General features: G+C 47.3%; 21 protein-coding genes. 11 read left to right on the top strand and 10 right to left on the bottom strand.

Annotation, left to right across the window (positions count from 1 at the left end; genetic code table 11):
- Nucleotides 1-12 precede the first annotated feature (12 nt).
- Nucleotides 13-705: an electron transport complex subunit E gene (locus METLU_RS0117520; RefSeq protein WP_027159360.1), complete on the top strand. Its 693-nt coding sequence runs from the start codon at nt 13-15 to the stop codon at nt 703-705.
- Complete coding sequence (locus METLU_RS0117515; protein WP_027159359.1) at nt 702-980, top strand: RnfH family protein; 279 nt, start codon at nt 702-704, stop codon at nt 978-980. The genes METLU_RS0117520 and METLU_RS0117515 overlap by 4 nt, the downstream gene beginning before the upstream one ends.
- A 400-nt stretch (nt 981-1,380) precedes the next feature.
- Here the strand turns inward: METLU_RS0117515 and METLU_RS0117510 are convergent, their stop codons facing one another.
- The 5 genes from METLU_RS0117510 to hxlA all read right to left on the bottom strand — a co-directional run bounded on the left by METLU_RS0117510 (nt 1,381) and on the right by hxlA (nt 7,063).
- Nucleotides 1,381-2,367, bottom strand: a complete 987-nt coding sequence (locus METLU_RS0117510) for a transaldolase (RefSeq protein WP_027159358.1) — start codon at nt 2,365-2,367, stop codon at nt 1,381-1,383.
- Nucleotides 2,368-2,829: 462 nt separating this feature from the next.
- Complete coding sequence (locus METLU_RS0117505; RefSeq protein ID WP_155920617.1) at nt 2,830-3,522, bottom strand: hypothetical protein; 693 nt, start codon at nt 3,520-3,522, stop codon at nt 2,830-2,832.
- 119 nt (nt 3,523-3,641) lie between these two features.
- A complete protein-coding gene (gene tkt, locus METLU_RS0117500) occupies nt 3,642-5,636 on the bottom strand; it encodes a transketolase (RefSeq protein WP_027159356.1) in 1,995 nt (664 codons plus the stop codon).
- A gap of 243 nt (nt 5,637-5,879) precedes the next feature.
- Entirely contained in the window at nt 5,880-6,413 is a 534-nt protein-coding gene (gene hxlB / locus METLU_RS0117495; protein WP_027159355.1) for a 6-phospho-3-hexuloisomerase, read from the bottom strand.
- A gap of 2 nt (nt 6,414-6,415) precedes the next feature.
- Nucleotides 6,416-7,063 (bottom strand): 3-hexulose-6-phosphate synthase, encoded by a 648-nt coding sequence (gene hxlA / locus METLU_RS0117490; protein ID WP_027159354.1) that lies wholly within the window; start codon nt 7,061-7,063, stop codon nt 6,416-6,418.
- Nucleotides 7,064-7,586: 523 nt separating this feature from the next.
- Between hxlA and METLU_RS0117485 the strand changes: the two genes are divergently transcribed.
- On the top strand, nt 7,587-8,420 hold the full coding sequence (locus METLU_RS0117485; RefSeq protein WP_027159353.1) for an HAD-IIA family hydrolase: 834 nt from the start codon (nt 7,587-7,589) through the stop codon (nt 8,418-8,420).
- 109 nt (nt 8,421-8,529) lie between these two features.
- Nucleotides 8,530-9,519: a dihydroxyacetone kinase subunit DhaK gene (gene dhaK, locus METLU_RS0117480; protein ID WP_027159352.1), complete on the top strand. Its 990-nt coding sequence runs from the start codon at nt 8,530-8,532 to the stop codon at nt 9,517-9,519.
- Here dhaK and dhaL read toward each other — a convergent pair.
- Nucleotides 9,502-10,149 carry a dihydroxyacetone kinase subunit DhaL gene (gene dhaL / locus METLU_RS0117475; protein WP_027159351.1) on the bottom strand — a complete coding sequence of 216 codons (648 nt, stop codon included), beginning with the start codon at nt 10,147-10,149 and terminating at the stop codon, nt 9,502-9,504. The genes dhaK and dhaL overlap by 18 nt on opposite strands.
- A 254-nt stretch (nt 10,150-10,403) precedes the next feature.
- Between dhaL and METLU_RS0117470 the strand changes: the two genes are divergently transcribed.
- From METLU_RS0117470 to METLU_RS0117450, 5 genes are all read left to right on the top strand, one after another.
- On the top strand, nt 10,404-11,300 hold the full coding sequence (locus METLU_RS0117470; protein WP_027159350.1) for a carbohydrate kinase family protein: 897 nt from the start codon (nt 10,404-10,406) through the stop codon (nt 11,298-11,300).
- Between the two features lie 400 nt (nt 11,301-11,700).
- Entirely contained in the window at nt 11,701-13,179 is a 1,479-nt protein-coding gene (gene zwf / locus METLU_RS0117465) for a glucose-6-phosphate dehydrogenase (protein WP_027159349.1), read from the top strand.
- Nucleotides 13,180-13,248: 69 nt separating this feature from the next.
- The gene (gene pgl, locus METLU_RS0117460) at nt 13,249-13,959 is read left to right on the top strand and encodes a 6-phosphogluconolactonase (protein ID WP_027159348.1); all 711 of its coding nucleotides are present in this window, start codon (nt 13,249-13,251) and stop codon (nt 13,957-13,959) included.
- 53 nt (nt 13,960-14,012) lie between these two features.
- A complete protein-coding gene (gene edd / locus METLU_RS0117455) occupies nt 14,013-15,833 on the top strand; it encodes a phosphogluconate dehydratase (RefSeq protein ID WP_027159347.1) in 1,821 nt (606 codons plus the stop codon).
- A gap of 89 nt (nt 15,834-15,922) precedes the next feature.
- A complete protein-coding gene (locus METLU_RS0117450) occupies nt 15,923-16,552 on the top strand; it encodes a bifunctional 4-hydroxy-2-oxoglutarate aldolase/2-dehydro-3-deoxy-phosphogluconate aldolase (RefSeq protein ID WP_027159346.1) in 630 nt (209 codons plus the stop codon).
- Between the two features lie 58 nt (nt 16,553-16,610).
- Here the strand turns inward: METLU_RS0117450 and METLU_RS25740 are convergent, their stop codons facing one another.
- Nucleotides 16,611-17,174 carry a thioredoxin family protein gene (locus METLU_RS25740; RefSeq protein WP_036243238.1) on the bottom strand — a complete coding sequence of 188 codons (564 nt, stop codon included), beginning with the start codon at nt 17,172-17,174 and terminating at the stop codon, nt 16,611-16,613.
- 274 nt (nt 17,175-17,448) lie between these two features.
- On the opposite strand from METLU_RS25740, the gene rpiA reads away from it, so the two are divergent.
- Nucleotides 17,449-18,102: a ribose-5-phosphate isomerase RpiA gene (gene rpiA / locus METLU_RS0117430; RefSeq protein ID WP_027159344.1), complete on the top strand. Its 654-nt coding sequence runs from the start codon at nt 17,449-17,451 to the stop codon at nt 18,100-18,102.
- A gap of 129 nt (nt 18,103-18,231) precedes the next feature.
- On the top strand, nt 18,232-18,903 hold the full coding sequence (gene rpe, locus METLU_RS0117425; RefSeq protein WP_027159343.1) for a ribulose-phosphate 3-epimerase: 672 nt from the start codon (nt 18,232-18,234) through the stop codon (nt 18,901-18,903).
- Nucleotides 18,904-19,004: 101 nt separating this feature from the next.
- Here the strand turns inward: rpe and METLU_RS28750 are convergent, their stop codons facing one another.
- From METLU_RS28750 to METLU_RS0117415, 3 genes are all read right to left on the bottom strand, one after another.
- Nucleotides 19,005-19,274, bottom strand: coding sequence for an FIG domain-containing protein (locus METLU_RS28750; protein WP_231383638.1), 270 nt, complete (start codon nt 19,272-19,274; stop codon nt 19,005-19,007).
- 431 nt (nt 19,275-19,705) lie between these two features.
- Entirely contained in the window at nt 19,706-20,452 is a 747-nt protein-coding gene (locus METLU_RS0117420; RefSeq protein WP_027159342.1) for a phosphate/phosphite/phosphonate ABC transporter substrate-binding protein, read from the bottom strand.
- A gap of 18 nt (nt 20,453-20,470) precedes the next feature.
- Nucleotides 20,471-20,947: a PAS domain-containing protein gene (locus tag METLU_RS0117415; protein WP_027159341.1), complete on the bottom strand. Its 477-nt coding sequence runs from the start codon at nt 20,945-20,947 to the stop codon at nt 20,471-20,473.
- Between the last annotated feature and the right edge of the window lie 51 nt (nt 20,948-20,998).

Below are 20,998 nucleotides of genomic sequence, written 5' to 3'. Positions count from 1 at the left end.
TAAGGCGGTTATATGTCTGAAAATTATCGAAAAATAATGCGGGACGGCATCTGGGACAATAATATCGTATTCAGCCAGTACCTGGCATTGTGCCCTTTGCTGGCAGTTACGGTTACCGCCACTAATGGGTTAGGCATGGGACTGGCAACATTAGCGGTGCTGATCAGCACTAACGGCATCGTTTCGGTTACGCGCCAACTCATCCCCTCGGAAGTCCGCATCCCCATTTTCGTACTGTTAATCGCTGCAGTAGTGACCGTCGTGGATATGGTCATGAATGCCTGGCTGCATGAACTGCACAAAGTACTGGGCCTTTTTATCCCGCTGATCGTCACTAACTGTGCAATATTGGGGCGCGCCGAGTCGTTCGCTTCCAGACAGCCTGTCGCACCCTCCTTATGGGACGGCTTCATGATGGGGCTGGGTTTCACCATGGCTCTGGTCGTATTAGGTGCAGCCCGGGAAATCTCCTCGGCCGGAACATTGTTTGCCAACGCGTCCTTGTTGCTCGGCGATGGATTTAAATTTATCGAATTAACCCTGATCCCTGACTACAAAGGCTTTCTGCTGATGGCACTGCCACCGGGCGGATTCATCATGCTGGCGTTCATTATCGCTGGCAAACGATTACTGGACCGGAAACGAGTCGCGAACAAGGCTCAGGCAGCATTATTATCTGAAGCTATACCGGAGGAAATACAATGAATGTAGGAGTTTGTTACGCGCAGGCTGATAGACAGTTATGGATGCGGCTGGAAGTACCCGATAACAGTACCGTAGAAGAAACCATTTATCTGTCCGGCGTATTAACGCATTATCCTGAGATCGATTTGACCCAGCAAAAAGTCGGCATTTTCGGCAAGATTGCCAAATTAGACGCTACTGTTCAGGAAGGCGATCGAGTGGAAATCTACCGCCAGATCACAGCAGACCCTGCTCAGGTTAAGCGGCGCAAAATCAATGAGACCGCACAACCTTAAAGAAGTAAGGATCAACAATGTTTGTTTGTATTTATAAAGACATAACCGGCTAGTAAATTATGACCAGCATTGAAAAGGGCTTTGCAGCCACAACCGGTTAATCCGATGTTTCGGTGCGGGTAAAGATTGCGAAAAACTCAATAAAGAAGTTAATGCCATGCTTGAGCGAAGCACTATCCCGGCGATCGGAAATGCAAGCTTATAGTCATTGCAAACGACAAAAGTACTCGGCATGCCTTAAATGACTAAGGCGCAAAATTAACTATATTTAAATTTTATATGACGTGTTGGAACGCAGATTCAATATGATTCATTGCTCCCACGTCAAGCATGGGAGCAATGAAAATTTTATCCGGTTGTGATTGATATGAGCTACCTACAGCCGAATAACTCAGGGATATTAGCCCTCAAGTACCGCCAATCTGTCTTCAAGCAGTTTCTCAAGCGTTTCCAATGCTTTGGTAAAACCTTCGATACCTTCTGACAGTTTTTCCGAAGCCATACGGTTTTCCGCATGCATGCGATCAAAAGTAGCTTTGTCCATAGTGATTTTTTCGATAGATGCACTGGCTGCTTTTTGCGGGTCCAGTTTACGCACCAACTCACCTTCGGTAGCTTGCAATTCACCTAATAAAGACGGAGCAATAGTTAACAAGTCGCAACCTGCCAACTCGGTAATTTCGCCAATGTTACGGAAACTGGCTCCCATGACTTCAGTTTTATAACCGAATTTTTTGTAATAGTTATACACGTCTGTAACTGAAAGTACGCCTGGATCTTCAGCAGGCGCGTAAGAATCGCGGCCGGTATCTTTTTTGTACCAGTCAAGAATACGTCCGACAAACGGAGAAATCAGCGTAATGCCATTCTCGGCGCAAGCAATCGCTTGATGAATACCGAACAATAAGGTCAGGTTACAGTGGATACCTTCTTTTTCCAGAACCGCCGCAGCCTGAATACCTTCCCATGTCGAAGCAATCTTGATAAGTACTCGCTCGCGGGAAACGCCCTGTTCTTCGTACATCTTAATTAATTCGCGGCCGACAGCAATGCTGGCTTCGGTATCATAAGAGAGACGAGCGTCTACTTCAGTGGAAACACGACCTGGAATAACTTCGAGTATTTTATGTCCAAAAGAAACGGCCAGACGTTCGAAAGCGAGATTAGCTACCTCTGCTGCCGATGCGCTGCTACCCAATGTTGCTCTAGCACCTTTGAGCGTATCATCAACGATACCTTGATATTGCGGCATTTGAGCGGCGGCAGTAATCAACGAGGGATTGGTTGTAGCATCGCGTGGTTTAAAAGTTTCGATGGCCTGGATATCGCCGGTATCGGCTACAACCACAGTCATTTCCCTCAGTTGTTCAAGTAAATTCTTTGCCATAAATGGTACCTTTCGTTTTCAAATTTAAAAAAATCCGTAGAGCCGCTCATTATAATCTAAACGTATTGGAATGCAGTAGTTAGACTGTGGGCGGAGAATTCACCATTGAAGTAAATCCGGGCGTATATCTTACCTCAATCCTAAGTTAAGAAATATCGGGAATTGCAATTTTATTAGCGATGTTTCCGGAATGGAGCCATTCGATTTCAATCGAAATATGACGACGATTGCTGCATCTATTTATAGAATGCTGCTGACACGAATCTGATATCAGTCGATGATAACTCAACGCAACTTGAGCGCTTTTTATTTCTTCCGCTTCGCGTCAAGAAGAAGGCCACTGCCCTCGAATATTCGGGGGCAGTCACACCAGTCGAGCACTTTAAGGCACTCTTGTATAAGTAAGGACCTAGTTCTCTTGGATTTGAGGCAGCGGATATGCCCCGGATTTCAGGTATGTTATTAACCTTGCTTGCGCAGATATTTTTCTACTCCGGTTACATCTGCTTCTGACTTTTTATCCAAATACTTAGCAACACCAGTTACTGAAGCTGTAGCAGTTGCAGCTGGTTCTTCAAACGCAGTCTGTTTATTCAGATATTTGGTAACTCCAGTTGCTGAAGCAGCTTCTTGCTCGTTCAGATATCTGGCAACACCGGTAAGTCCACTAGCGTCTCTGGAATATACAGGAGCAGCTTTTTCAACTTGGTCTTTAGGTTTTCTACCAAAGAAAAACAGTCCAGCCAGTGCAAAAGCACCTAAACCGACCAAATAGTTAGTCATTGATTGTTCTTCTTTCTTTTCTGTGGTAGCTACCGCGCCAGTTGATCCTGATTCTTCAGTAGAAGCTGATTTTGATGCTGGAGCACTAGGAGCGGACTGAGTATGCTTATATTCAGCATCTTTATAAACAACTTCCGGCTTGAAAGTTGCAGCAGGATATTTTGCATCTGGTTTAGTAGTTTCTGCGGCAGCTGGTTTGGATTTTTCGGCTGAAGCGGATGATGCAGAAGACTGAGTATGTTTGTATTCAGCATCCTTATAAAGAACCTTCGGTTTGAAGTCGGATGCAGGATATTCAGTTTCTGCTCCCGCTATGGGACTGGCTAGCAGCAGTGCCGCAAGCACACCTGTCGTCAAATTATTCATTTTCACGTTGTTCACCTATGAGTCGTAATAAGCGAATTGGGCTCCCTAAGACTGGAGGACAATTAGTTTCCTCCGGATATAAAGGGAGCCCCTCGCCAAATTTATAGTGTATATTTACTTTTAAATTAAAGTACTGCTTCTACGTTTTTGACTACGTTTTCAACGGTGAAGCCGAACTCTTTGAAGAGTACTCCCGCTGGTGCCGATTCACCAAAACGATCAAGACCTACGATCTTGCCGTTGGTGCCAACGTATTTCCACCAGCCATTGCTCACTCCAGCTTCGACTACTACACGTTTGCTTACAGCAGATGGCAATACCGACTCGCGATATGCAGCATCTTGAGCGTCGAAAATGTTAGTAGAAGGCATAGAGACCACACGAATTTTCCGGCCCTTAGCTGTCAACTCCTCAGCGGCTTTCAGCGCCAGTTCAACTTCAGAACCGGTAGCGATGATGATGGCTTCGGGCTGGCCATCGCTGTCTTTCAGAACATAGCCACCACGAGAAATAGCGCTAATTTGTTCTTGAGTACGAGGCACATGTGGAAGGTTTTGACGTGAGAATACCAAAATTGAAGGCCCGTCTTTACGCTCAATAGCAGATCTCCATGATACGGCGGTTTCCACCGCATCGCATGGACGCCATACCTGCATATTTGGAATCATACGCAATGTAGCGGTTTGCTCGATCGGTTGATGCGTTGGACCGTCTTCGCCCAATCCGATAGAGTCATGCGTATAAACAAAGATCGAACGGATCTTCATTAATGCTGCCATGCGCAGTGCATTACGTGCATATTCTGAAAACATCAGGAAAGTCGCACCGAATGGGATAACGCCGCCATGCAATGCCAAGCCGTTCATGATAGCCGACATACCAAATTCACGCACACCATAGTTGATGTAGTTGGCATGCGGTTTATCTGCACGCATCGGTCTGTAACCTGACCATTCGGTCATGTTAGAGCAACCTAAATCAGCTGAACCACCGAAAATCTCAGGCAGTACTTTTGCATAACCTTCAATCGAAGCCAATGAAGAAAGACGTGTAGCCGTAGTTTTAGCTTCATCATTGACAGCATTAACAAATTTATCTGCTTCCGCAGTCCAGTTACTTGGCAGTTCACCAGACATACGACGCTCATATTCAGCTGCCAATTCAGGATAGGCCGCCTTATAAGCGGCAAATTTTTCATTCCATTCCTGCTCAGTTTTAGCACCTTTAGCTTTCGCATCCCAACCAGCATAAACATTAGCCGGAACCTCAAACGCATCATGATCCCAACCCAAAGCGGCCTTGGTCAGGTTGATTTCATCTTGGCCCAGAGGAGCTCCGTGACATGCATGACTACCTTTTTTATTAGGCGATCCAAAGCCAATTGTTGTTTTGCAGCAGATTAACGTTGGCTTATCGGTCATCGCTTTAGCCATCTCGATCGCTTTCAAAATAGCTTGAGAATCATGGCCATCAACATCAGGAATTACATGCCAGCCATAAGCTTCAAAACGCATTGGCGTATTATCGGTAAACCAGCCTTCTACATGACCGTCAATGGAAATGCCATTGTCATCCCAGAATGCAATCAGATTACCCAAGCCTAAGGTACCTGCCAAGGAACAAGCCTCGTGTGAGATACCTTCCATTAAACAACCGTCTCCCATAAACACGTAAGTGTGATGGTCAACAACTTTATGGTCGGGTCTATTAAATTCAGCAGCCAATGCTTTTTCAGCGATTGCCATGCCCACAGCATTGGTAATACCTTGACCTAATGGACCGGTAGTGGTTTCAACGCCGGGTGCGTAGCCGTATTCAGGATGGCCTGCTGTTTTAGAATGAAGTTGACGGAAGTTCTTCAGATCTTCGATAGATAGATCATACCCGGTCAGATGCAGCAGGGAATAAATCAGCATTGAACCATGACCGTTAGAAAGAACGAAGCGGTCGCGGTTTGACCATTTTGGATTGGTCGGGTTATGACGCATGAAGTCATTCCACAAAACTTCAGCAATGTCCGCCATGCCCATAGGGGCACCTGGGTGACCAGAGTTTGCTTTCTGTACGGCATCCATGCTCAAAGCGCGTATGGCGTTCGCTAATTCTCGGCGCGAAGTCATATTCTTCTCCTTAGAGATAAATTTCTAAAATATTTACAGACCAAAACTCGGATCATTATGTCTCTTCTTACCGTCTATTTTGCGGTTATGATTAAGAGAATAAAATATCCGAATTTTGATCTGCGTTGAGTATAAATGATGAATTAATCAGCCCTATCAACTTTGTCACGAAATAATTTCGATATCTGACATCTGATACGGTTAAAACGAGTGGTGAGACTGCGGCCACTCGTTTTTTTATCGCTACTCTAAGTTAGCGTGCCTTGACCTCATTTCTTCCTCAGGAATTCCTTTTTCATGTATAACATGAGAAATTAAAGCTTCCAAAAAGAATAACGTGGACAATTCAAATACCGTTCCCATTGGCATACCGACAACTTTACCATATTGTTCAGGGTTGCCGATTTGGAATACCGCATCTGCCATATCGCCAATAGTTGAGTCGCTTTTCGCCGAGATTAAAACAATTTGAGCGCCTATTTCTTTAGCGCGTTTGGTGAAGGCCACCAATTGTTCAGTTTCTCCGGAGCCTGAGATAATGATCAGCAGGTCACCTTTTTTAATGCTCGGTGTAACAATCTCACCAACGACACTCACATCATAACCGCTGTGCATCAGTCTCATGGCGAAAAATCTTCCGATCAAACCTGACCGGCCTGCGCCTGAAACAAAGATGCGGGATGCTTTATCAAGCATTGCAGTCAGCTTTTCATCGTATGAGTCGTCTGTAGCTGCCAGAATACCGGAAATTTTATCTATGATAAGTTGCTGATGCATACTTATACCCTAACTGCATGAACCAATTGACGAATTTCACGAGCTGCTTCAGCAGGGGAAGGAGCACCGTAGATTGCTGCGCCGACAACAATAATGTTTGCGCCAGATTTTACAACATCTTGAACAGTAGATTGTTTAATACCGCCGGCTACTGAAATTCTGACGTTTAAGCCTAATCTAGCGATATCGTTCAAGTCGCTGAATGGAGTATGGCCTGCTGCTTGTGCGTCAAGACCAGTGTGGATACCCATGATGTGAGCACCCATTTCGGCAGTAGCGCGTGCACATGCTACTTTATCTTCAACGTTGATCAAGTCGATTTGGGCTTCCGCACCGTGAGCATTAGCCGCTTTGATAACACCAGCACAAGTTGCAAGACCAGATACGCCCAGAACTGTACAAATATCAGCACCTGCTGCATAGAAAGGTGTTGCTTCGTACTCGCCAGCGTCCATTGTTTTCAGGTCAACTAAAAGCAATTTATCTGGAAATCTGTTTCTCAAGTCTTTAACCAGATTGATGCCGTTATGCTTAATGCATGGTGTTCCGATTTCAAAAATGTCAACATGTGGCGCTACTTGCTCTGCAAGTGCAACTGTTGCGTTGAAATCTAATGAATCTAATGCCATTTGAATTAATGGTTTTGCCATGATCGTGCTCCGATATGTTTTTATAGTTTGGTTACATAAATTTAATGCGATGCTAACTGTAAATTAGAAAGGGGACGGCTGTCAATGCCCAATCCCGACGGCAGTGTAAGGATGAGAACTGGTCGAGCGTATTTAGACTAATAATATTAATTATGCAATTACGCATTTTTTACATATGGATCAGCTTGGTTGCACCAGCTATTCTAAAAAATTTCGCAACCAAGGGTCGACACCATCCCTTTATACATTTTCATGCAAACAAATTGAATGAGCCTAATGCGCAAGACTTTGGACTATGAAGTAAAATGTCTTGAAAATGCAATCCGAAACAAGACGACCGCCATACTCTTTGAACAAACTACTTAATGACAGCCAATGAATTGAGGCAGGAGAATATCCGGAACGGCTTGGCTCGCTTTCATTATATTGTACCCAATCCTTTCTTACGGCAAAGCACTAGACTATACCTAACTTCAGTATTGCAGAACCGATTCAACACAATTTACTATCGAGAGATTTTCTGATGGAACCTTTTACTAATATTCGCGCCTTTATCATCGATATGGATGGCGTTTTATGGCACGGCGAACAACCGCAACCAGGATTACAGGACTTTTTTCAAGCCTTGCATGATCATCAGATCCGATTCATTCTGGCAACCAATAACGCTAGCCTGACTCGAGAACAATATGTAACGAAACTCGCACGCATGGGCGTGACGACCGTTACCCGCGATAATATTTTGACTTCAGCCACTGCAACGGCACTGTACCTGGCTGAACATAACAACCCGGAGACAACCCGAGTATTTATTGTCGGCGAAGACGGACTCAGGCAACCACTTCTGGATCAAGGCTTTACACTTACAGGACTTTATGAAGTCAACGATAGCAGCAAGGAAACACCCAACCTGGGGGCTCACATTGTTGTCTGTGGCAAGGACCAAACGCTGACCTGGGACAAACTGGCGACAGCGACATTAAATATTCGGGCAGGCGCGGCCTTCATAGGAACGAATGCCGACACCACATTACCGACAGAGCACGGCATCACACATGGCAATGGCGCCATTCTGGCCGCCCTTAAGGTTGCCACCGGCGTGACGCCCACCATCATAGGCAAACCGGAACCGATCATGTATCAACAAGCCCTCTCTTTACTGGGTGCTGATCCATCGCAAACGGTGGCGATTGGCGACCGGCTGGAGACGGATATTCTGGGTGCTGTTCGTACCGGCATACGCAGTCTCCTAGTGCTGTCGGGCATCTCTACCGAAGATGACCTGCAAAAGTCGGATTATCAGCCGACCTGGATCATGCCCGATATCCGCACTATAACCCAGGCATTGCTTGGTTAAGCCGAACATCTCCTGTAACTATAATAAAAATCAGCCTCTCGGAAGCTGATTGATCGTATTATCGGCACACGCTACCATAAGTAAAACAAAAAACACCGGAGTCGCCGCAATGAAAAAATTCATTAACAGTACTGACACGCTGCTCGACGAAAGTCTACGCGGTTTCGCTAGGGCTCATGCTGATATCATCCAGTTCAATGCCCAGCCGCATTTTGTCAGACGCATAACCGCTACTGCCCCTGGCAAGGTCGCGCTGATTTCCGGCGGCGGCTCAGGCCATGAGCCTCTGCATACCGGTTTTGTCGGACGGGGCATGCTGGATGCTGCCTGTCCCGGTCAGATTTTCACCTCCCCTACGCCTGATCAAATGCTGGCCGCCGCACAGACTGTCGAAAATGGCGGCGGTGTCTTGTTCATCGTCAAAAATTATGCCGGGGATGTCATGAATTTCGAGATTGCTTCGGAAATACTGGATTGTCCTCACGAAACCGTCTTGATAAACGATGATGTATCATTGCCCAGAACTCACAGCACCGGACGGCGCGGCGTAGCAGGCACATTAATCGTGGAAAAAATCGTCGGCGCGGCGGCGGAAAACAGTGCAGACTTGGCTACCTGTAAAGCGCTCGGCGAGCGCGTCAATCTAGCTACGGCATCCATGGGCGTGGCACTGAGCAGCTGCACAGTGCCGGCTCTCGGCAAGCCTACATTTACTATCGGCGACAACGAAATGGAAATGGGCGTCGGCATACATGGCGAGCGTGGGCGTGAAACAATGGCATTAGCCAGCGCCACCGAAATTGTCGAACATCTGGCTCAAGCCATTGATGAAGAGCTGAAGCCGCAAAAAGGCCAGCCCGCGTTATTACATATCAATGGGTTCGGAGCTACACCATTGATGGAATTGCATCTGGTTTATGACTTGGCCGCCAGTTTCTTTGAAAAACACGGCATCAACATTTGCCGCTCCTTGGTCGGCAACTATACCACGTCACTCGATATGGCCGGTTGCTCGGTTACACTGACACTGCTTGATGACGAACTGATTCATCTATGGGATGCGCCAGTCCATACCGCGGCTTTACGCTGGGGTTGTTAAGCGCTCGACCAGCACAGCGACTATCGCGCAAATCATTAACTGAGCAGTTTTAGCGCCTGCATCAACATGTCCTCTGCTCCGCTCTTCCAGAAAAGAGGCGCGCCCTTTAGTCGCCAGCATGTCGCGTGTGGACTCCATGCCAGCGAGCGCAACATCTGTCAGTTTGGTCAGCGCCACAGGCAGCTCAACAGCCTCCACCGATGATTGCCGCAAGCTATCCGCCACAGGGATCAAAACATCGAGCATGGTTTTTTCCCCGACGTCAGCCTTCCCTCTTTGCTTGACGGCTTCCACTCCCTGAGCATAAACCTCTGCAAAAGTAGATAGAGTCAAAGACCGCTCGCGAGAGGCTTTGCTCATGGCCATAAACAGGGTGCCATATAGCGAGCCCGACGCACCACCTACAGTCGTCATCAATGTCATGCCGATTTTCTGCCAGGCAGTAGCCCAATCCGACTGGCTTAATTCGACGCTTTGCGCTATGAGGGCTTGGATGCCACGTTGCAAGTTAATTACATGATCGCCGTCGCCAATAGCTTGGTCCAGAGCGGTTACCTCTTCGGCATTATTTTCGATCACATCTGCTATGGCCTGAATCAGGTTCGGCAATAATTGAGGAGTGAGTTGCATAACTGTTTCCAATTCAGAATATTGATAGCTTGGAGAATAGCGTGCAATTTATGGGTCTGTCCAGTTGAGATATCAGATCCATGCTCGAATAAGCAAATCAGGACATTTCGATTAAGCGGGCAAAAAACTTGGCTATTGGGCCATCAAGACGCCGGCTTGCCAGTAAATACACTGAAATGATAACCTGCAAAATTACCCCTTGATATAGGGCCTCTTTGACATCGAATCACTTTGACTTAATGACGACTTGCCCAATGAAAGTGGACGTACTGTGCGTAGGCCATGCTTCTTATGATCTGATCTTCTCAGTTTCGCACCATCCGGCCGAAGACGAAAAGATTTTTGCGGACGGATTTGTCGGCTGTGGCGGCGGACCGGCCGCTAACGCGGCCGTAATGGTTTCGCGACTGGGCCTCAAAGCAGCCTTCGCCGGCTATCTGGGCCAGGACCTGTATGGAGACAAGCATAGCCGTGAGTTCGTTGAAAGCGATGTCGATACCCGCTTCATCATGCGAGGACCATCGCCTACGCCGCTGTCGACAATATTGGTCAAGCCGGATGGAAAAAGAGCCCTGATCAATTACAAAGGCGGCACCCAGGCCTTGCCTGCAAACGCGGTGGACTTCTCTTCAGTCAAGCCCAAAGTGATTCTGTTCGATGGCCATGAACCGCATTTATCCGTAGCTTTGACCGAGCGTGCACGCCGCGATCGCATTCCCACCGTATTAGACGCGGGTTCTCTCCATGAAGGCACATTAGCCCTGATGAACCAGGTCGATTATTTGGTCTGTTCGGAAAAATTCGCCCGACAATGGGCCGGAGACGCGGAAATAGCTTTAACACGCTTGGCGGAAGTCGCCCCTTCCGTCGTCATCACGCTGGGCGAAAGAGGACTGCTTTGGCAACGAGGCAAAAAGCATGGCATCATGCCTGCTTTTCCGATCGTCGCAATCGATACTACCGGCGCAGGCGATGCCTTTCATGGCGCATTTGCCGCTGCTGTAGCTTTAGATATGGAATGGCTTGAGCTTCTGCGTTACGCTAGCGCTGCCGGGGCGCTTTGTTGTACAAAAACAGGCGCTCGTCTGGGAATCCCTTCGCAGGAAGAACACTGCGCTTGGCTCGAGCAGCATAAAAACCTTCATGTATAATGTTTGGCTGATCCAGTTATCTGGATTATGGACACTTAATCAATAGATAAGAGCTGTCCATTATTATATGTATTAAAGCGACATAAAAGAATAAAGAGCTGAAAAGTATTGACACGTCAACTATTCCTTGGAAACATAATCAACTATTTGCTTGTCAGAAAGTCCATGAAGCAATTATTTTCTATCATTACCCGACGCACAGGTAATGCCTATCTTCTTTTAGGTAAAAAAATCGGGTTCGATAATACTTTTCAGTTTTTCCAGCCAGTGCCGGAATTACTCTCAAAATTTCACTATATTTGTTTTTCACTAGCAGACACAAATAGCGCGTGTTCAGCCTGATTCCCCTAGCAACAACTGATATTCATTAAATTTCATCTTATTTCTCAACATAATAAAAATGCAAACAATAACATATAAACCCTGCGATTTAGTCATTTATGGGGCCATGGGAGACTTATCCCGCCGCAAGCTGCTCATTTCTTTGTATCGGCTTGAAAAAGCCAATTTGATTGAACCCGATACGAAGATCATAGGCGTGGACAGAGTTGCTCAAGATAGCGCAGCCTATATCGATATTGCTTATAAAAGCCTGCAAGAGTTTCTGAATGAAGAAATCGATAGCAGCGTATGGAAGACGCTGTCAGCGAGGCTTTCGTATCTGCAAATAGACTTGGCTCAACTGGATCAATACAAGAAGCTGCATGACATCCTTGATCCAGCCTCGAGGGTTTTGGTCAATTATTTCGCCGTCGCACCGTTTTTATTCAAAAGCATTTGTCATGGGCTCGATCAATCAGGGGTCTTAAATAAAGAATCGCGCATGGTCATGGAAAAACCTATCGGCCATGATCTTCAATCGTCAAAGGAAATTAATGATGTCGTCGCTGAAGTTTTCAGTGAAGATCAGGTTTTCCGTATCGATCATTATTTAGGTAAAGAAACCGTACTGAATTTATTGGCGCTGCGCTTTGCCAATTCCATTTTTACCTCTAACTGGGATCATAATACCATTGACCATGTTCAGATTACGGTCGGTGAAGAAGTCGGTATTGAAGGTCGCTGGGAGTATTTCGATAAAACCGGACAATTGCGTGACATGCTGCAGAATCACCTGTTGCAAATTCTGACTTTTGTCGCCATGGATCCGCCGGTCGATCTCGAAGCGCAGAACATCCATAGAGAAAAAATCAAAGTACTTGAAGCGTTGCGTCCCATTACCATCGACAACGTCGAAGAAAAAACCGTGCGCGGGCAATACTCCACCGGTGTTATCAAAGGCAGCGCAGTGCCAGGTTATCTGGACGAAGAAGGCGCCAATAAAGACAGCACGACAGAAAGCTTTGTAGCTCTGCGCGTCGATATTGATAACTGGCGTTGGGCAGATGTGCCTTTCTACTTGCGCACAGGCAAACGCATGGCGGGCAAGCGCACCGAGATTGTTATTTACTTTAAGCAGCTGCCGCACAATATTTTTAAAGACAGCTTCAACGTCCTGCCGCCTAATAAGCTCATTATCCACCTTCAGCCGAATGAAGGCATCGATTTTGTAATGCTGAATAAAATACCGGGAATTGATGAACACATTAAGTTGCACAAGACCAAGCTGGACTTAAGCTTTGACGAGACCTTCAGGAAAAGCAGCCTTTTCGGCGGCTATGAAAAACTGGTGCTGGAAGCCATGCGGGGCAATCCTACGCTGTTTATCAGCCGTGAGGAAATTGAACAGGCATGGACATGGATTGATTCCATACAAGATGCTTGGAAGCATGTTGATGCGACTCCCAAACCTTATCCAGCAGGCACTTGGGGGCCTACCGAAGCTGACGAACTGCTTGCTCGGGACGGCAGGGCCTGGGAAGAACCTTGCTATAAATAAAAGGTATTTCGTGCTCTCTCTGTATAGACAGAGAGGTCTATAAATAAAGAATCAAAGAGCATACACTTCATGGTTAAAGAATTTTTGTTTGAAGACCGCGCCAGCTTATTTGCCGCACTGGCAAGCGATTGCCGGGCGCATCTGGCGAAAGCCCTGACCGACAGAGGCGCAACAACCTTCATGGTCTCAGGCGGCAGCACTCCCGCGCCATTATATGAAGCCTTGTCCCTGTCCGATCTGGACTGGGATAACATCAATGTCGCCCTGGTCGACGAACGCTGGGTGGACAAGGAGCACAGCGCCAGCAATGAAGCACTTATTTATCGCTCGCTTTTGATCAACAACGCAGCTAAAGCTTCCTTCGTGAGCATGAAAACGGCCGCCAAGAGCGCCGTTGAAGGCTGCACTGAAACAGAAGTCTTGTACCAGGCATTACCGAAACCGTTTGCAATTTCCATCTTGGGCATGGGCAATGATGGTCATACGGCTTCCTTATTCCCGCATGCGGACGGACTGGACGAAGCGCTGGCAGACAATAACCGGCAACTCACCGCCGCTATCATGGCCAAGCAGAGCGAGGTTACAGGCCCTAACACTGAACGCTTAACACTGACGCTAAACGGCCTGCTGCAATCCGAACGTTTGATCATTTTATTGACAGGCGAGGAAAAACTCGCCGTATACCGTCAAGCCATGACCGAAGGCCCTGTAGAAGACATGCCTGTGCGCGCCGTGCTGCGTCAGAACAAAGCGCCGGTTGAACTGTATTGGGCACCTTGAGGTATTATTAAATGTTAAGCCGTCATTATAAGCTGTCGTAAAAAGAGAATATTATGCATCCCGTATTAGAAAAAGTTACTGAAGAAATCATTGAGCGCAGCCGTGAAACGCGTAGCGCTTATCTGGCACGCATCGACGCGGCCATTGAAAAAGGCCCTCATCGCGCGAAACTGGCGTGCGGCAACCTTGCGCATGGCTTCGCCGCCTGCTCAGTCAGTGAAAAAGCCGATCTGGCCGGCAGCGAGAAACCCAATATTGCGATTGTCTCTTCTTATAATGACATGCTATCCGCTCATGAGCCGTTTAAAGACGCGCCGGCGCTGATCAAACAAGCCATTAAGGAAGCAGGCGGTGTCGCCCAGTTTGCCGGCGGCGTACCGGCCATGTGCGACGGCATCACGCAAGGCCAACCCGGCATGGAACTGTCACTGTTCAGCCGCGATGTGATCGCCATGGCCACAGCTATCAGTTTGAGCCATAACATGTTCGACGGCGCTCTATACTTGGGTGTTTGCGACAAAATCGTGCCGGGCCTTTTGATCGGCGCCTTGAGTTTCGGTCAATTGCCAGCTGTATTCGTACCGGCAGGCCCCATGCCCAGCGGCCTGCCTAACAAGGAAAAAGTCCGCATTCGCCAACTGTATGCAGAAGGCAAAGTCGGCCGTAAGGAATTGCTGGAATCGGAGTCACAGTCTTATCACAGCGCCGGCACCTGTACCTTCTACGGCACGGCCAACAGCAATCAGATGATGGTTGAGATCATGGGTCTGCACCTGCCGGGCAGCTCATTCATTAACCCTTACACACCATTGCGCGATGAATTGACTAAAGCTGCCGCCGAACAGGTCCTGAAATTTACGGCCCAAGGCAATGATTTCCGTCCGATCGCGCATATGATCAATGAAAAAGCGATTGTCAACGCCATCATTGGCTTGTTAGCCACAGGCGGCTCGACCAACCACACAATCCACCTGATCGCTATTGCGCGCGCCGCCGGCATCATCATCAACTGGAATGACTTTGACAAGCTGTCCCGCATCATTCCGTTGCTGACGCGCATTTATCCGAACGGCCAGGCCGACGTCAACCACTTCCAGGCTGCAGGCGGCATGGGCGTCCTGATTGCCGAACTGTTGCGAGGCGGTCTGTTGCATGAAGACCTCCTGACCGTTGCGGACGAACGCGGCATGAAGAATTACATGCAGGAGCCTCGCCTGACAGACGGCAAACTGACTTGGACTCCTTGTCCTGAAGCGCCGCTGGATACTGAAGTGCTCAGCACTGTTGCCAAGCCGTTCGCAACCAGCGGCGGACTGCATGTCATGCACGGCAACCTGGGCCGTGGCGTTTCTAAAATTTCTGCTGTGGCGGAAGAGCATCAAATTGTTGAAGCGCCAGCGGTCGTATTTGACGATCAGGATGACATGATGGCTGCGTTTAAACGTGGCGAACTGGAAAGAGACTTTATTGCGGTCATCCGCTTTCAAGGCCCTAAATCGAATGGCATGCCCGAGTTGCACAAACTGACTCCGCCGCTGGGCGTGCTTCAGGATAAGGGCTTTAAAGTCGCGCTCGTTACTGACGGTCGTATGTCCGGTGCTTCCGGCAAAGTGCCGTCAGCGATACACATGTGCCCTGAATGTGCCGATGGCGGCCCGCTGGCTAAAGTGCGTGACGGCGACGTCATTCATTTGAACACGCAAACCGGCGAAATCAATGTACTGGTTGATGAAGCCGAATTCAACGCGCGTACACCCGCCGTCAATACAGCTACCAACCATCACTACGGCATGGGACGCGAGCTGTTCGGCGCTTTCCGCCGCGGCGCATCATCGTCCGAAACAGGCGCTTCAAACCTGTGGGTTGAAGACTAATCAGTACTGCACAGGCCCGGTAATCAGTCCGGGCCTACTCTTTACGAAGCCTGAACGGCTATCTTTTATTTTATAAATTGGAATTTATAATGACTGTATCCATTAAAGAGATTATGAATACGTCCCCGGTCGTGCCGGTGATGGTAATTAACAAACTGGAACATGCCGTACCGCTGGCGCACGCACTGGTTGAAGGCGGATTGAAAGTACTGGAAATCACTTTGCGCACGCCGATTGCCCTGGATGCGATCAAAAGAATCAAAGCCGAAGTGCCTGGCGCTATTGTCGGTGCCGGCACAGTCATCAACCTGGACACATTGAAAAAAGCCATTGATGTCGGCTCTGAATTTCTGGTCAGCCCAGGCGTCACCGAAAGCCTGATCGATGCGGCAATCAAATCAGGCGTGCCTATCCTGCCCGGCGTCATCAGCCCCAGCGAAGTCATGCGCTTGATGGAAAAAGGCATCACGGAGATGAAGTTCTTCCCGGCGGAAGCGGCCGGCGGCATCCCGATGCTGAAATCGATCGGCGGCCCGCTGCCTCAAGTGACCTTCTGCCCGACCGGCGGCATCAGCCTCAAGAATGCAGCCGATTACCTGGCGTTGAGCAATGTCGCCTGTATCGGCGGCTCATGGATGGCGCCTGCCGATCTCGTGGACAAGGAAGATTGGGATGAAATCAAACGCCGCGCCACTGAAGCGGCTGCGCTAAAAAAATAACACCAGTCAATCGCTCCAGGGTACGAACATCATTCGTACCCTGGAGCAATACCAGCGGTTATGCTTCCTTCCATTTGATGTTGCAGCCAACGCTGGGAATCTGTTCTGCATTGACAGGCTTGCTTGCCAGCAGATTATCCAACGCATTGCGCAAGTCCTTACCGGTTAATGGCACATCGTTCTTAGGCGTTGAGCCATCCAGACGACCTCGATAAATACAGGCCAGATTCCGGTCAAACACATAAATGTCCGGTGTGCAAGCCGCCTGATAGGCCTTGGCGGTATCCTGGCTTTCATCATATAAATAAGCGGCAAAAGGATGCCCCCAAGCTTCCATCATTTCCTTCATTTTATCAGGCGCATCTTGCGGATAGTTTTCTATATCATTGGCGCTGATCGCGACAGAGCTAATGCCAAGCGGAGCATAATGTCTAGCGATATCGATCAGCTGATCCTTGACATGCTGCACATAAGGACAGTGATTACAGATAAACATCACTACTGTGCCCTTTTCTCCTTTCAATTCCTGCAGGCTATTATGCGAGCCCGTGACAGGATTGAACAAATCAAAATCCGGTGCAATAGTGCCTAAAGGCATCATGTTTGAAGCGGTTGCAACCATGCTTTCCTCCTAAAATAGTGATAAAGACTTTATATAGACCTTGTGATTATAAAGCGGCACCCGACTTTCATAACAGCCCGGCGATTGGCTTTAAGACCGATAATCACTCATAAATGCTTATAATTCTTTACTTACATTACTCAAACGGTGTTATTTTTTATATAATTTCCCACCCTTGCTGTTAAATAAGCCGATTATCGGTTATTGCTTTAAATACGAAAAACACGAATCGCCTAAACGCGACACCATTAACCATTCACATTAAAAACGACCTATGACTCAAAACGAACTGAAAAAAAAAGTTGCCGAAGCTGCTCTGCAATATGTTAAAGATATTCCCGTTATCGGTGTCGGCACCGGCTCAACGGTTAATTTCTTTATCGAAATGTTGGCCGACTATAAAGCTGATATCGAAGGCGCAGTCTCCAGTTCCATTGGCACTACCGAACGTTTGAAAAAAGTCGGTATCCCGGTCCTGGACCTGAATGCTGTCAGCGATCTTAAAATCTATATAGACGGTGCGGATGAAGTCAATCCCGACAAAAAATTGATCAAGGGTGGCGGTGGCGCTTTGACACGGGAAAAAATCATTGCCGAAGCCAGCGAAAAATTTGTCTGTATTGCCGATGAAACCAAATGCGTGGATGTATTAGGCGCGTTCCCACTGCCTATTGAAGTCATTCCTATGGCTCGCAGCTTTGTCGCTCGTGAAATGGTCAAACTGGGCGGCCAGCCGGTTTGGAGAGAAAATTTCATTACCGATAACGGAAATGAGATCATTGATATCCGCAACCTGAATATTACCAATCCTGTCGAGCTGGAAAAAACCATTAATAATATTCCGGGCGTTGTGACCGTCGGCTTGTTCGCGTTGAGAGGTGCCGATATCGTATTGGTTGGCAAAGGTACCGAAGTCGTTACTTTATAAAACTCATGCCGGAAGGCTACTATTACAGTCTCCTCCCCCGCTATTAGATCATAATGCGCGGCCGCCCAGCTTCAGGCGGCCTCTATTTTCAAAAAATCAATTTAAAAATTATTATAAGAGGGTAAAAAAATGAATGAAAACTGGATTGCACCTTCCATTCTATCCGCAAATTTCGCCAAACTGGGCGAAGAAGTCGACAATGTTTTAAAAGCCGGCGCCGACGTGGTTCATTTTGATGTCATGGATAATCATTTTGTGCCTAACCTGACCATTGGTCCGCTGGTCTGTGAAGCGTTAAGAAAGCACGGCGTTACCGCACCAATTGACGTTCATTTAATGATTGAGCCAGTAGACCGCATTATTCCTGATTTCGCCAAAGCTGGCGCCAGCTATATCACATTCCATCCGGAAGCATCGATTCATGTCGACAGAACCCTGCAACTAATTCACGACTGCGGCTGCAAAGCCGGTCTGGTATTCAACCCATCTACGCCATTGCATTATCTGGACTACGTGATGGATAAAATCGATATGATTTTATTGATGTCGGTCAATCCGGGGTTTGGAGGCCAATCTTTCATCCCATCCGCATTGCCCAAACTGCGCGAAGTCAGAAAACGCATCGATGACAGCGGCCTGAATATACGACTGGAAATCGACGGCGGCGTTAAAGTCGACAATATTCGCGAAATCAAAGCCGCCGGCGCCGACACCTTCGTGGCCGGCTCGGCTATTTTCAGCCAGCCTGACTATAAAGCCGTGATCGACGCGATGCGTTCTGAATTGGCTAAAGCGGAATAAGCGTTTAAACCCTTTCATAAGCGGGAGGATTTGATCAGGAATCTTCCCGTTTGTGACTAAAATCTGCTTCGGAAAAATACCCTCGTTACCCTGAAAACCCGTCACGGTCGCACCTGCCTGGCAATCAACGCACCAGCCGCAATATCATACAGATTCAATTCCTGTTCCCAGAGTGCATCGACTTGACCGACGCAACCAGACCCACTTCGAGTGCGACGGAACCGAACGACGCTGCCCTGTAGTAGCCTGTGCAATGCGACAAGAGCGTTCGAGAGATTTTGTTCCGGATTATTGCGCAAACAGGCAAATCCCGTGAATACTATCACGGTAGCCAATTCGATTTCCGATGAAAGCAGTGATGGGCTGACCATTTTCCATGCCCTCTAGCCTTCTCGACGCAACAATAATCGCCAAGCGCATAGACTGCATTGACCATCAATTCCCGATCAATTTCCAGCGCCATGCTGAATGCCTAAAAATACTGTCGTGCGAGAACGAATGCGTGCCGTCTACCGGATCGACAACCCAACAACTGGACTGGCTTTCAGTCTGACCGCTCTATTCTCCCCAAAACCGAGTTGCGGATACCCTTTAACCAATGCCTCTTTTAAAAAGCCTCCCCAGCAACATTGGCCTCAATCACAAAATCACGCAGTTTTTTTATAGACTTCCAAATACTTCAGATTTCTGAAATGATTCAAAGCGACAGATCCAGCTTCACGGGCCACTTTCTCAAGCACAGCAGAGAAAGCAGATATGGAAATAACCTTAGGAAAATATGTAACCTTAGTCCATTTTATATTTATGTATTTAAAGTATCCATCAGATCAATCATGAATTCCATTTCCTCATCATCAACACGCATCCAGGCATCAAAGCCCAAACTTTCCAAGACCCCCCGTCCTTTCTCATCATTATTCATATCAACCAACAACTCTTGAAAGACGTCTCTTTTATCAGCCAGCTTCGGCCCGATCATCAGTGAATGATGGACAACACTAATCTGGCTGCGAACTAGCACTTTTAACTGATTTTTAATGATATTCGATAAATTGTCATAAGCTTCAGCCAAAAAAATACCGACATCTGCATTTTCGCGCAGCAACTGTTTTGCAATTAGCACATATGAATCACACACCATTGTCTCTACATTGCTATCATCCAAATCCCCAGGCTCCAGCATAATCATGCCCATCAAGTGGACATCAGGATCCTCAGTGACAGCGACTCGAATGCCTGGCGACAAATGTGACACATCTTCTACGGTGTTTTTGGCATTAATGGCAATAACAGCCTCATCAGCAACGCCAGTTGGCTTTACCAAAGGCAAAAAACCCTTTTCACGCACCAACATAGCAGCATCAAATGGATTAGCATAAATCAAATCAATTTTATCCAGATTAATAGCTTCTCTCTGCGTAGGAAAATTGTCATACATTTGCAAATGAATAGCTTCCCCACTCTGTTTTTGAAGCCAGGTATTAAAGATATACCAGCCGGAAATATGATCGGGGGAGAAATCTGGGCTGACTGTGAACATGTTCGACATGATTAGGCTCCGTATGGGTTAAAACAAAGTCGGATAAAGCTTAATGCATTCTTCCACTTTAGTACGGGAAGGCTTGCGGCGCACGGAGGTATAACCTACTACCTTGCCCTGCCTTACATTAGGAATAACGGTAGCCTTAACCCAGTAATAACCGCCGTCTTTACGCAAGTTTTTAACAAATCCCTGCCATTTATTGCCTTTTTGTACAGTATCCCACAAGTCCTTGAACGCTGCCGATGGCATATCCGGATGTCTCAAAATTGAATGTGGAGTATTGATCAGCTCATCTTCGGTATAGCCAGACATTTCAATAAAAGATTGATTGACATGCGTAATGACACCGTCCGGATCTGTTGTTGATACGATCAGTTTACCGTCAGGATAGGGTGTCTCAATTTGGGTATATAAAACCTTGCGTTTTATACCGCCGTATAAATTCAGAGTAACCTCCTGATAATCACCAATTATATCCTCAGGTTTCATATCATAAAGCATTATATATCTCCATTCTGGTAACATCCCGATAAACTGATCATTAATTTTTAT

It is taken from the genome of Methylobacter luteus IMV-B-3098 (genome assembly GCF_000427625.1).
Lineage (GTDB): Bacteria > Pseudomonadota > Gammaproteobacteria > Methylococcales > Methylomonadaceae > Methylobacter > Methylobacter luteus.
The sequence above is the reverse complement of the archived record's forward strand: the minus strand, read 5'-3'. Positions and strand labels throughout refer to the sequence as shown.